At 57.1% G+C, this 12,736-nt stretch carries 13 protein-coding genes; 3 read left to right on the forward strand and 10 right to left on the reverse strand.

The genetic code is table 11. The features are described from left to right. The first annotated feature begins 145 nt into the window (after positions 1 to 145). Complete coding sequence (gene aaeR, locus ACYF6X_RS21710) at positions 146 to 1,057, forward strand: HTH-type transcriptional activator AaeR (RefSeq protein WP_063988583.1); 912 nt, start codon at positions 146 to 148, stop codon at positions 1,055 to 1,057. Here the strand turns inward: aaeR and ACYF6X_RS21715 are convergent. Together ACYF6X_RS21715 and ACYF6X_RS21720 are read right to left on the reverse strand one after the other, a co-directional pair. After that, positions 1,048 to 1,392, reverse strand: coding sequence for a hypothetical protein (locus ACYF6X_RS21715; protein WP_107227092.1), 345 nt, complete (start codon positions 1,390 to 1,392; stop codon positions 1,048 to 1,050). The two genes, aaeR and ACYF6X_RS21715, sit on opposite strands and share 10 nt — an antisense overlap. Then, positions 1,389 to 1,664, reverse strand: a complete 276-nt coding sequence (locus ACYF6X_RS21720; RefSeq protein WP_063988581.1) for a zinc ribbon domain-containing protein — start codon at positions 1,662 to 1,664, stop codon at positions 1,389 to 1,391. The genes ACYF6X_RS21715 and ACYF6X_RS21720 overlap by 4 nt, the downstream gene beginning before the upstream one ends. A 207-nt stretch (positions 1,665 to 1,871) precedes the next feature. Between ACYF6X_RS21720 and uriH the strand changes: the two genes are divergently transcribed. Both uriH and ACYF6X_RS21730 read left to right on the forward strand, forming a co-directional pair. Next, complete coding sequence (gene uriH / locus ACYF6X_RS21725) at positions 1,872 to 2,813, forward strand: uridine-preferring nucleoside hydrolase UriH (RefSeq protein WP_063988580.1); 942 nt, start codon at positions 1,872 to 1,874, stop codon at positions 2,811 to 2,813. A 686-nt stretch (positions 2,814 to 3,499) separates the two neighbouring features. Next, entirely contained in the window at positions 3,500 to 5,182 is a 1,683-nt protein-coding gene (locus ACYF6X_RS21730; RefSeq protein ID WP_130017717.1) for a PglL family O-oligosaccharyltransferase, read from the forward strand. Between the two features lie 54 nt (positions 5,183 to 5,236). On the opposite strand, the gene ACYF6X_RS21735 is transcribed toward ACYF6X_RS21730, so the two are convergent. From ACYF6X_RS21735 to ACYF6X_RS21770, 8 genes are read right to left on the reverse strand one after another with little or no spacing between them, the layout of a single operon-like run. Further along, a complete protein-coding gene (locus ACYF6X_RS21735; protein WP_063988578.1) occupies positions 5,237 to 6,466 on the reverse strand; it encodes a beta-ketoacyl-ACP synthase in 1,230 nt (409 codons plus the stop codon). Next, complete coding sequence (locus ACYF6X_RS21740; protein WP_130017716.1) at positions 6,463 to 7,194, reverse strand: 3-ketoacyl-ACP reductase FabG2; 732 nt, start codon at positions 7,192 to 7,194, stop codon at positions 6,463 to 6,465. Before ACYF6X_RS21740 ends, ACYF6X_RS21735 begins: the two co-directional genes overlap by 4 nt. Continuing rightward, positions 7,191 to 7,667, reverse strand: a complete 477-nt coding sequence (locus tag ACYF6X_RS21745) for an ApeP family dehydratase (RefSeq protein ID WP_063988576.1) — start codon at positions 7,665 to 7,667, stop codon at positions 7,191 to 7,193. Before ACYF6X_RS21745 ends, ACYF6X_RS21740 begins: the two co-directional genes overlap by 4 nt. Next, entirely contained in the window at positions 7,664 to 8,833 is a 1,170-nt protein-coding gene (locus ACYF6X_RS21750; protein ID WP_130017715.1) for a beta-ketoacyl-[acyl-carrier-protein] synthase family protein, read from the reverse strand. Before ACYF6X_RS21750 ends, ACYF6X_RS21745 begins: the two co-directional genes overlap by 4 nt. Position 8,834: 1 nt before the next feature. Then, on the reverse strand, positions 8,835 to 9,422 hold the full coding sequence (locus tag ACYF6X_RS21755) for a DUF3261 domain-containing protein (protein ID WP_063988574.1): 588 nt from the start codon (positions 9,420 to 9,422) through the stop codon (positions 8,835 to 8,837). Continuing rightward, positions 9,419 to 11,740: an MMPL family transporter gene (locus ACYF6X_RS21760; RefSeq protein WP_130017714.1), complete on the reverse strand. Its 2,322-nt coding sequence runs from the start codon at positions 11,738 to 11,740 to the stop codon at positions 9,419 to 9,421. Before ACYF6X_RS21760 ends, ACYF6X_RS21755 begins: the two co-directional genes overlap by 4 nt. After that, positions 11,709 to 12,314 (reverse strand): outer membrane lipoprotein carrier protein LolA, encoded by a 606-nt coding sequence (locus ACYF6X_RS21765; protein WP_063988572.1) that lies wholly within the window; start codon positions 12,312 to 12,314, stop codon positions 11,709 to 11,711. The genes ACYF6X_RS21760 and ACYF6X_RS21765 overlap by 32 nt, the downstream gene beginning before the upstream one ends. Further along, positions 12,311 to 12,733 (reverse strand): acyl-CoA thioesterase, encoded by a 423-nt coding sequence (locus ACYF6X_RS21770; protein ID WP_025304404.1) that lies wholly within the window; start codon positions 12,731 to 12,733, stop codon positions 12,311 to 12,313. The genes ACYF6X_RS21765 and ACYF6X_RS21770 overlap by 4 nt, the downstream gene beginning before the upstream one ends. Positions 12,734 to 12,736 lie beyond the last annotated feature (3 nt).

Genomic DNA, 12,736 nt, shown 5'->3' on the forward strand with positions numbered 1-12,736 from the left:
GGGTGCCGGAGGAGCGGCAGGATTACGTCGCCGATCGCTCTCGCACGTTGGTAAGGTCTATTCACCCGACCACGTTATATTAGCCTGCTTACTATCAAGGCATCAACAATCTGTGATCTAAATCACTTTTAAGCCAGAGTGAATAATGGAAAGATTAAAACGGATGTCGGTATTCGCCAAAGTGGTTGAGTTCGGGTCGTTTACCGCGGCCGCGCGCCAACTCGACATGAGCGTTTCATCGATCAGCCAAACCGTCTCGAAACTGGAAAATGAGCTGCAGGTCAAGCTGTTGAACCGCAGCACGCGCAGCATCGGCCTGACCGAGGCCGGCAAAATCTACTATCAGGGCTGCCGGCGCATGCTGCACGAAGTCAGCGAAGTGCATGAGCAACTGTATGCGTTTAACAATACCCCCGCCGGCACGCTGCGCATCGGCAGCTCATCCACCATGGCGCAAAACGTGCTGGCGAACATGACCGCCGAGATGATGAAAGAGTACCCGGGCCTGACGGTCAACCTGGTGACCGGCATTCCGGCGCCGGATCTGATCACCGACGGATTGGATCTGGTGATCCGCACCGGCGCGCTGCAGGACTCCAGCCTGTTCTCCCGCCGCCTGGGGCAGATGCCGATGGTGGTGTGCGCCGCCAAAAGCTACCTCAGCCAGCACGGCACGCCGCAGAAGCCGAGCGACATGGTCAACTTTTCCTGGCTGGAGTACAGCGTGCGGCCCGACAGCGAATTTGAACTGATGTCGCCGGAGGGCATCACCACGCGCATTTCACCGCAGGGGCGCTTCGTCACCAACGACTCTTCCACCATGATCCGTTGGCTGAAAAACGGCGCCGGCATCGCCTACGCCCCGCTGATGTGGGTGATCGAAGAGATCAACCGCGGCGAGATCGAGATCCTGTTCAAAAGCTACCATTCGGATCCGCGGCCGATCTATGCGCTCTATACCGAGAAGGACAAACTGCCGCTTAAGGTGCAGGTATGCATCAACTACCTAACCGACTATTTCGAACGCGTGGCGGCGGTCTATCAGGGTTATCGCTGAGCGGCGCTCAAATAGCGGTGCGCCAGCGCGCCCAGCAGTATCAGAGCCAGCATGCCGAGGCCCCACAGCAGCCAGACGGCGTAGCCCGCCCAGTTCAGCAGCAGAGGAAAATAGCTCGCCAGACCGCTGCCCAGCTGTTTCAGCCACGGCAGCCAGGCATCCAGCACCGTCTGCGGTACCAAACTCAGCACACCGCTCACCGGCAACGATGCACTGCCGGCTGCGTCCGCCAACGCCGGGAGCCAGGTCAGCACGCCGGCCACGCCCCAGGCCAGCAGCGTCCATAGCGCCATGGTGCCCAGCAGCAGCGCGAGTGTCCAACCGCCCCGGTTCATGGCACACCGCCGCCACACTGCGAGCAAAAGCGGCTGCCCGGCGGCAGCGGCGCGGCGCACTGGCCGCAGGTGGCGCTCAGCGCGGCAAACGGCTGGCCGCAGCGATGGCAATAACGTGCGTCCGATTTATTCACCGCCTGGCATTTCGGGCACTGCGGCCCCGGCTCGCCATGCTGGTTATAGCGGTTGCCATGATGCCCGCCGCGGTGACCCGCGCGCTGATGACCGCCGTTAATACCGCCCTGCCCCAACAACCTTTTCAGTAAGCTCATCCCGCCTCTCCTCTGTGCATTAACGCTGAAGCTCACTGTAAACCCTGGAGCAAACTCCAGGGTAAAGCCCGGCGAGCAGGATTTACGTTTCATTACATCGTAAAAGTGGCAAGGCTTTGATGCCGTTAACAAAAGCACCATCGGCATTATCCCACGCCGCCGCGCTGCGTTATGCTGCGGGAACCTCTCCCTGCATCAGGAATAACCATGAAAAAAATCATACTGGACTGTGACCCGGGGCATGACGACGCCATCGCCCTGTTGCTGGCCTGGGGCAATCCGCAGATCGACCTGCTGGCGGTCACCACCGTGGTGGGTAACCAGACGTTGGACAAAGTGACGCGCAACGCGCTGGCGGTGGCGCGCATCGCCAATATCACCGGCGTGCCCTTCGCCGCCGGCTGCCCACGTCCGCTGGTGCGCAATATCGAAGTGGCGCCCGACATTCACGGCGATTCCGGCCTCGATGGCCCGGTGCTGCCGGAACCCCACCTGCAGCTGGACTCGCGCCATGCGGTAGATCTGATCATCGAGACCGTGATGGCCCATCCACCCGGCAGCGTGACGCTGGTGCCGACCGGCGGCCTGACCAATATCGCCATGGCGGTGCGTAAAGAGCCGCGCATTGCCGAACGGGTCAAGGAAGTGGTGCTGATGGGCGGCGGCTATCATGTGGGCAACTGGAGCGCGGTAGCGGAGTTCAATATCAAAATCGATCCCGAGGCGGCGCACATCGTGTTTAACGAAAAATGGCCGCTGACCATGGTCGGGCTGGATCTCACTCACCAGGCTTTGGCCACGCCGGCAGTCTGCGAGCGCATCGCCGCCCTCGGCACCCGGCCGGCCACCTTCGTCGGCGAACTGCTGGCATTCTTTGGCCGTATGTACCAGCAGGCGCAGGGCTTCAGCGCCCCACCGGTACACGATCCTTGCGCCGTCGCCTACGTAATCGATCCGAGCGTGATGACGGTACGCAAAGCGCCGGTGGATATCGAACTGACCGGCACCCTGACGCTGGGCATGACGGTCGCGGACTTCCGCGCGCCGCCGCCGCCGGACTGCCACACCCAGGTCGCGGTCAAACTGGATCAGGATAAATTCTGGGATCTGGTGGTAGATGCGCTGGAGCGGATTGGCGAAGTGGAGTGAGAGCGGTGCAGCATGAACTAACGCGCTTTTACAAGCGCGTTAGTCCGTCTGGCATCACGGCAACAGGGATAGGCAGACCATCGCTCCGTTATTTCCATAGGCACAGAACAATCTTAAAAAAATTTACTTTAAAAAAACTTAAAAAAAATCATAAGAACAAGAAGAGTCTTAATAAAAATAAAAAAAGACGTGATAAAGAAAATATGAAATAAAATAATGAACGGCGATAAATAAAACCACACCTACCGCACCACCATTGGCAACAACGATTTAACAAGAAAATGCTTACCTCATTGGCTACATCGCCTGCCGACCCAGAAGCTCGCTGTCGCAAACACGGCATTTCATTACGCACAATAAAACTTCAACGAATTGATTTAAATACAAAAATAAAACAAAATATTAAAAATTGACTGGAGCAAGATGAATTTGAGAAAATGACAACCCTGCTTTTTTCAAACAAATAAGGCACCCTTTGCAGGCAACTGAAATACGGCTTACCTTTTTATATGATTCGCACCACGCTCACAGGGAAAAATTATTTATCGCTTCAACATGAAGCCTTTTCAATTCCCATAAAATATTTTAATCATTGAAGATTCAGCGAATTTAAACACCAAAGTAAAGGATAGGGAATAATTAAAATATGCTTTCAATAAACGCTATCAGGCCTTGGCAGGTTAACCATGGCCGATAAATCTCCCGCTAACGCAGCGACCATTGCCGTGCTGCCCCTGCTGCTGATTTGGATGGCGGTGATTCTGCCGGTCTATCATCCCAACATGGGCGGCGGCGGCCTGGCGCTGCCGCAAAATATTCTGGCCTGGAGCGCTATGGCGCTGACCACGCTGCTCGTGACCGCCACCGTTTGTGTTGGCCGTGCCCGTCTTTCACTTACCCCCACCGCACGGCTGTTGCTGCTCGGCATCGCCGTGCTGGCGTTGCCGCTGCTGTATACCCGCCCCGAGTGGCGCGAAGATGCCCTGTGGCGCTGCGCCGGTTTGCTCGGTGGCTGGCTGTTCTATGTCGCTTGCCTACAGCTGCGCCTCACCGCCCGGCAGCGCGACCTGTTGCTGTTCGGCCTGCTGTTCGCCGTCGGCGTTCAGGCGCTGTTGGCGGCGCTACAGCTGTTCGCCCCTGCTCTGGCCTGGGTATCTCCTAACGGCAGCCGGGTCTACGGCGTCTTTCAGCAACCGAACGTGCTCGGCAGCTTTATCGCCACCGGGCTGGCTTTGGCGCTCTGGCTGCTGCTTGCCCCCCTCTCTGCGCCGACACAGCGGCGGCAACTCCCGCTGCTCGCGCTGCTGGTCGCTTTCTCCGCTCTGCTGGTGCTGATCCAGTCGCGCGCCGCCTGGCTGGGCGGCACCCTGGCGGCGGCGCTGCTGCTGTGGCGCTTTGCCCGCCAGCGCCCGGCCGCAAGCCGCTGGGCGGGCGGCGCGCTGTTGCTGGGCGTGGCGATCGGCACCACGGTGTTGTTCACCGGTTTCGGCCTGGATGGCCGCGCGGGTCTGATCGGTCGGGAGCTTTCCAATAGTGCGCGCCTCACCATGCTGCATGACGTCGGCGCCATGATCCTGGCCAAACCGCAGCTGGGCTGGGGCTACGGCGGCTTTGAATACAGCTTCGCGCACTTCCGCCTACAGGCAATGCCCTGGCGAGAAGTGCTGGAAGTCGCCGGGCATCCGCACAATGAAATCCTGCTGTGGTGGGTTGAGGGCGGCCTGCCAGCGCTGGCGGGTATCGTTATCGTCCTCGTCGCCGGCGCGCTGCTGCTGAAACGCGCCTGGCAACGGGATCGCGAGCAACCGGCCGGTGCCCGCGTCGGCCTGTTCCTGGTGCTGCTGCCGATGCTGATGCACACCCAGTTGGAATACCCTTTCTATCTGTCTACACCACACTGGCTGGTGTTTCTGCTGTTGCTGGCGCTGCTGGACGGCCAAACCGGCGAGCCGCGCCCGCTGCCGTTCGCCAAAGCCCTGAGCCTGCCGGTGGCGATGGCGGCCATCGGCGTACTGGTGATGGCGGTCTTCGCCTGGCAAGGGCGCATGGCGCTCACCCAATCGGAGCGCACCATGCTGGCCACCATCGACAGCATTGAGCAGATGCCGCCGGCCGCCGCCTGGATCTACCGGGAGCGTAAAACGTTCGACGAGCAATCTCACGCGCTGCTGGTCTATAACCAAACGCGTGATGATGCCCTGTTGACCGGCTATCGGCAGTGGGCCAACGCCTATCTACAGCGCCGCATCGATGCCAACGTCTACGCTACGCTGATCATGATCTTGCGCTATCAGGGGGCTCAGGCGGAAGCCGACGCTCGCCTGCGGGAGGCCGCTTTCCTGTTTGCGCGGGATGCGCGGTTCAGGTAAACCTATGATGGTTGGAATGGCGGGAACCAATTTTATTGCTCCCGCCGTGTCGACTTAAACCCAACGTTTGATAATGATGGATGTATTGATGCCGCCAAACGCGAAGTTATTGCTCTGTAAGTATTCACAATCGATGCGCCGGCTTTCCCCCATAATATAATCCAGCTCACCACACTGCTCATCCGGCTGATGAAGGTTAAGCGTTGGCGCAAACCAGCCTTCGCGCATCATTTGCAAACTCATCCAGGCTTCCAGCGCACCGCAAGCTCCCAGCGTATGGCCAAAATAGCTTTTCAGCGATGAAATCGGCGTTTGGCCGCCGAAAATAGCTGCCGTAGCCTGGCTTTCAGCGATATCCCCTCGGTCAGTGGCGGTGCCATGAGCGGAGATATAGCCGATGTCCCGCACATTCAAGCCAGCTATCTTCAACGCCTGCTCCATGCATATTTGCATCGTTTCACGCTGCGGTTGAGTGATATGCGCCGCATCGCAATTGGTGGCAAAACCTACAATCTCACCGTAGATAGCGGCGCCGCGCGCTTTTGCATGTTCCAACTCTTCCAGGACCAAGGTCCCGGCACCTTCGCCAATCACCAGGCCATCACGCTGTCGATCGAAAGGGGACGGTGTGCTTTTAGGGCTATCGTTACGCTGGCTCGTAGCGAATAGTGTATCGAACACCGCGGCCTCCGAAGGGCAAAGCTCTTCTGCGCCACCCGCAACCATAACCCTCTGATAACCGTGACGAATAGCCTCCCAGGCATAGCCAATCGCCTGGCTCCCGGAGGTGCATGCGCTGGAGGTCGGGATCACTCGACCGCGCAGGCCGAAAAACAGACCGGTATTAACCGCTGTGGTATGTGGCATCATCTGCACATAGGTGGTACCGGTGATGTTGTTGGTATGTTTTTCAGTGAGCATAGTGGCGAATTCGCTCACGGGGCCTGTGCTTCCCGTCGAAGAGCCGTAGGCGATGCCGGTTTGGCCGTTAGTCAGTACCGGATCGCCAATCAGCCCCGCTTGTTCCAATGCCAGTTCTGTAGCGCGAGTGGAAAGGAGCGAGACTCGCCCCATTGCGCGAATGCGCTTTCGGGTGTAATGCTCAGGCAGGACGAAATCATCGATTGGAGCGCCCAGTAAGGTATGCAATCCATCATAAACCTGCCACTCGGGCATTGTCCGCACCGCATTTTCATATGCCAACAGACGCAAGGAAACATCCTGCCACCGTTCCCCAAAGGCGGTTACGCCGCCCATACCGGTGATGACGACACGACAAGTCATAGCATTCCTCCGTTGATGGAAATGACCTGGCGGGTGACGTAGCCCGCAATATCGGACATTAAATAGCTCGCCAGGCCTGCGACTTCATCCGTCTGGCCCATGCGCTTCATTGGAATGATCGCCATCGCTTCTTTCAATGCGGCATCTTCCATTTCGATCATCCCCGTGTCGATCAAGCCCGGAGCAATGCAGTTCACGGTGATTTTGCGCTTCGCAAGCTCAATGGCCAATGCTTTGGTGGCGCCAATGATCCCCGCTTTAGCGGCGCTATAATTGACCTGACCGCGATTGCCCATCATTCCCGATACCGACGACAACGTAATGATTCGGCCACCTCGGCGCGCGCCGATCATCGGCATGATGCAGGGATGAATGACGTTATAAAAACCATCGAGATTGGTGTGGATCACGCTGTCCCAATCGTTCTCGCTAAGCGCGGGGAACGCACCATCCCGGGCGATGCCTGCATTGCAGACCACACCGTACCAGGCGCCGTGGGCAGCCATATCCTTTTCCAACACCTCACGGCACTGGTCACGTTCACTTACGTCAAAGTTCAGCAGGCGACCTTGCCCCCCAGACTGCTCAATGGCTGCGAGGGTTTCCTGGGCGCCGGCCTGATCTCGGTGATAATGGACGCCGACGATAAAACCATCGGCGGCGAGCTGACGAGCAATCGCGCCCCCAATACCCTTACTAGCCCCGGTGACCAGAACTGAACGACTCATGCGGTCTCTCCCTGATTAAAAAGCGATGTCAACTCTTCTGACGTGGGTTGGAAAGTATTCACACGGCCAGATGCCAGGCACTCTTGCCCTACGGTAATGGTGCAGTCAAAGCTGCCGAAACGTTCGTCCTGCATCAGCAACCTGGCTTGAACATTCAACGTCGCATTGCCGGGTAGATGCCCGGCCGCACAGGTTAACTCACGGGCGCCAAGCACCATACCCAATGAAATTTCATGCAACCCCGTTTGACGGCGATGCCAGCCGGACCAAACCCCCACCGTTTGCGCCATCAACTCCAGCGCAAACCATCCCGGCAGATTGCCCTGAGCATCGATAAAGGGTCCCAACACCCCGTCAAGATGCACACTGACCTGGCAGTGAACATCGTTTTCCGTCACGTTGACGACCTCATCCAGTAACATCATCGGCTCAGCATGAGGCAGATACTCCGACGGCGGCAAATATTCGTTCATACATCTTTCCCCAATAGAATGCTGGCGTTATTTCCGCCAAAGGCGAAAGAATTAGAGAGGATTATCGGTCGAGCCAACGGTTGACTGGTATGCATGATGCCGCAAGCGGGGAGCGCGGGGTCCGCTGGCGAAGCGCTGAAGTCTTGGGCGGGCAAAGGTAAATTGCGCAGTAAAATCAGCGCGCTGATAGCCGCCTCCGTGATCCCCGCAGCCCCCAGAGTGTGGCCGGTTAAATGCTTGGTCGAACTGCAGGGTACCTGTTCACCAAACAGCGAATGCACCACGCGGGATTCGATTTGGTCGTTAAGCCGTGTCGCGGTGCCATGCAGATTAATGTAACCCACCTGTTTCGCCTCGATATCCGCTTCTGCCAAGGCTTGTTCAATGGCGCGAATGGCCCCCTCGCCCTGAGGATGCGGTGCTGATATATGCCAAGCGTCGCTGGATTCCCCCGCCCCCAACAGAACCAGAGGCTGAGGCTCGCGGGTCAGCACCATGAGTGCAGCGCCTTCACCGATAGTGATGCCGCAACGGTTTTGGGCGAACGGCTGGCAAAGCTGAGGCGACAGCGACTCAAGGCTGTGAAAACCGTTGATCGGCATTCTGCTCAACGTATCGGCACCGCCAACAATGGCGACGTCGGCAAGTCCCGCTTCTATCAGCCGCCGCCCGCTGATAATGGCTCGGGCGCTGGAGGAACAAGCGGTCGAAAGCGTAAATGCCGGGCCATCGACCCGTAACCAGCGGCTGAGAAATCGCGACGGATCGCCGAGCTCCTGCTGAGGATATTGCCAACGTGGGCTAACTTCGCCGTTGAGCGTCAACTGTACATGCTCATCGCCTTCGTTTAACCCGGAGGTGCTGGTGCCCATCACGACGGCGATCCGATCGCGACCAAACCTGGCGACGGCTTCATCAACCTGGGGCTGGATCTGCTCCAGAGCGGCCAGCAACAGTTGATTATTACGGGAACGATGAGCGGAAAACGACGCAGGGATAACGGGTAACTCTCCCTCAACGCCGCCCAGCACGGCTTCTGGGTACCCCTGTAGCCATCCCAATCTCGGACGCATACCCGGCGCAGAGCCGCGAGCGAGGTTTGCTGCTATCTCATCCAAAGTATTCCCAAGCGCATTAATCATACCGACGGCAGAGATGTAAATCATGTTAGCCACCCAGGTATTGAATGGTGATTTGGTATTTAAAAGCATGTTGTTGAATGCTAATCGGCTCTCGCAGGCCATTACGCTGAAGATAGACGATCTCGGTCACCAGCTTGCCGCTGGCGTTACGCAGCTCGCGCTGATTACCCTTATCGACGATCGTCCAGCCGTTCGGCAGCCGCTCTCGCCAAGTCTCAAGCGGCCAAAGACTGAGCATGACATCAGCCAACACCTGGCTCGCCGGAGGTAATTGAGGAACGATGATAGATTGCTCGGCGTGTAACCCATTCTCATCATAGGTGAGCTTAAACAGTCGAATTCCCACAGAGGAAAGTCCGGCGAGGGTGATTTTATGCGCATCAGCATGCAACATGACCAACAGCGACTGGCTTTTGCCGTTGAAAGTACCGGTCAACAGTTGCTGCTTGTCGATTGCCGGTGACAAACCAGGCGCGGGCAACACCACACGGGTGCCCGGCTCTAACCAGGCCTGTGGAAACGCGTCATTCCCCGGAGCAACCGAATGGCTGCAGCCGGCTATCCCCATCACAACAAGCAACGCGGCGAATCGCCAGAAATTACGTACCATCATCTTTTTTCTCTTTTCTTATTTGGCATCGCCAGTGGTGAAAGTAGCCAGGCGACGAAAATTCCGCTGACCAAAACAATGCCGAAACAGCTGATTGCCTGCGTGTCACTGAACAACAACATGCCAAGCGTTAACAAGGTCGTCACCATAGCCAGCGTAATGGCCAGCAGCGAAGTCAGCGGCGTACCCTGAGGATTACTGAAAAACAGTGTGTAATTGATGCCAATGCCCAGCACCAGCACTAATGCCAACAGCGAGAATAGGTTCACGCTATACCCGCAAAATGAGAGCACAGCCAATCCGCACCCCAGCGACAACACGGACGGTATCAGACTGACAAGCCCTTTACGCCACCCTTGGCGAACCATCGCGCCACAGGCGATCACAACCAACGCGATACCTAACAACCCCGTTAATACGGCGCGGTAGAGCGCGAAGAGCGAATCAAACGACTGTTTGCGGTCCACCCATGCCACACCGGCCTGCTTGTCCGCCAGCTCTCCCAATTGGTTGTCTGACGTTACGCCATCGACGGGAACCAGCGCCCCACTCTGGCCGTTGGGCAGAGTCAACCACAACAAACGCCAACCTTCACTGGCACTACTTTCAAGCCACGCGGCCACGGAAACCGGCATCGCGTTCAGATCGGGGGGGGCGATATCAAGCCCCGCATTTTTTAGCGCGCGGATCACGGTTGGTGCCGCTTCACGCAGCAGATGTAAATCCTGCTGCTGGCGCGCCAGCGAATTAAGGGGGATCACGCGGAACTGGCTAATCATTCCCTCGCGTTGAGCACGCTCCAGATGAGGCAGGAAAGTTTCCAACCGCTGCAGCGTCTGTTCTGGGGTATTGCCATAGACCACGAACCATTTCTGATCGACGCTTTGCCCGGTCAATCGGCTAATCTGGTTCTCCTGCGCCAGGAGTGAAGACGGCAACGCCTGCAGTTGGGAAATATCATCATTCACGCGCAATGTGGCAATCCCAGCCAATGACAGCAATGCCAAGGCGGTCGGCAACCCTATACGCAACGCTTTATTGCGTCTCCATGCCGCCAACCAACGCAACATCAGCCCCATCGCCGGAACCGGCCGCACCGGCAGACTGCGGCACAACCAGGGATGCCAGAAAAATACGGTCAGACACGATGCGCTAAGTCCGGTGGCGGCAAATACGGCCATCTGGCGAATCCCAGGGAAAGGAGCCAACATCATGATTAGATAGGCCGCCACCGTGGTCAACAATGCCAACAAAAGCGCTTTGCCAACCTTCGTCAGGCTTTGCCAGGGCGACATGACTGCGCCATGCACCATGCGTTCTGTCAGATAGTAGAGCGTATAATCGGCAGAAATCCCGATGATGCTCATGCTCATCACCAGCGTCATCAGATGCAGTTCGCCATACAGCACCAACGTTGCCACCGTCCCCGCCAATGCCCCGACGCTGAGAGAAAGCAGACACAACAGCAACGGTCGCAATGAACGAAAGACCACGATAATTAACAAAATCACGCCCAGGATCGTGGCAACGCCGAGGGTGGAGATATCCCGCTTCGCTTGCTGGCTGGCGTAATCGCTGTAGAACACCGTCCCCCGAGAAAGCAGCTGCGCCTGCGGATAGCGCGCCTTTAGTGACGCTTCCTGTACTGCGAGCTCCGCCACCAAGCGATGGGTCTGTTGCATATCGAAGGAGTCACCCGCCAGCTCCCCATGTAACAAATACCAGTAGTTTTGCTGCTCGTCCTGAGTGACAAGCCAGCCATCCATCAGCCGCAGTCGCTGGCCGTTTTGCGCAAGCGCCAACTGAGAGCCACGCATCAGCATCAATGGATCGTTCTGCAATTCTTTGCCGCTAACGCCGGAAAAAGCGGAATAAAGCTGTGACAGAACCCATTGCGCTTGCGCTTCACCGCCATTTTGCAAACGCATACGGGTGGCGCTATCGATAAGCCCGTTACGGTGCTGCCAGAAAAAGGCTCCCCAGGCTTTCTGGCTTTCGACGTTCATCTTTCCTTTTACTTCAGACAACGTGGGTGACTGTTGAAGTTGCGCCAACCACGTTTCTGCTACTCGCGGATCTGGCTGTTTACCGGGGCTGACCAACCACACCACCTGTTTATCCAGGCGCTGCATAAAGCCTTCATTTAGCGCGAGCGGCGCGGAACCCAGCGCCTGCTTGGGCAGCATCGCCAACACGCTGCTGTTCAAACGTGCGCCCGGCAGCAGCGCCAACAACACAGCAAGCAGCATCAAACATACCAATCCCCATAACAGGGCGTGGCGGCGGGAATTAGTCGGCGGCAAAGCGTTGGCGTTCGTCATCAGTCAGCGTCGCAGGGGTCAGTCGGTGTTGAGAAAGTATGATTTCCGTACGATCGCCTTGTTTATCATTGAGCTGAATAAACTCCAGATAAGTTTCACCAGACAAATCGATTGAGGAGAAAATTTTATCCAATGGCGTGGTTGTCGGCGTCAGGCGAAGAGCCCAACGCCCCTCCCCCTTGTCCTGAAAATCCACGCGGAAATTCTTTTCCAGCGCCTTGCGATCGGCCTGAAAGAGTCCGCGCAACAGATGGTTAAACTGGAACATCTGCGGATTATTTTCGGCGGTAATCGTCTGTTGAGGCTGGTCATTCACCTGTTGAACCATACGAAAATCGTTTAGCATCAGCAGCATGGGGAAAGGACTCTTTTGATCCCACAACAACCCTTGATCGCGGGCAAGCAGCATTTCCCCCTGTGAGCGAAGCGGTTGAGGCATGTCCTTAATCGTACGCGTTTGTGCGAAATGAGCCCGGATCACCGGCTGCCCGGTAAAACGTTGCTGAAGCTCATCCAGCGTGACGGCATGCACCCACGGCGCCAGCAAAAGCAGGCATAAAGGCAAAAGTCTCATGGCGCCACCCCCATGCGTTCAAACAAAATATCTGGACTCACGAAGCACATTTCACGGCTTTTCTCTTCTACCGCAACCTGAATGGTGTAACCCGTTGTGGTCCGTTTCGCAGTCAAGACATCGAATATCTGGTAAGCGATGCGCAAACGGTTTTCATACTCTTCCAACTGCGCGCGAACGCGGATGCGCTGCTCAAATGTCAGCACATCGCGGTATTTCACCCGAGTATCGACAACCGGCCAAACATACCCGGACGCCTGCATTTGCCGGTAACCGTAATCAAACTGGTTCAGCAGCGCCTCACGGGCGATCTCAAAATAACGAAAATAGTTGCCGTGCCACACCACTCCCATCATGTCGACATCATGAAACGGGATGGTAAGTTCAACGTCAGCCGTAAAGCGAGGGTCATTCAGCACCCA

The sequence above is a fragment of the Serratia sp. ID 25-353 genome, from assembly GCF_054792795.1.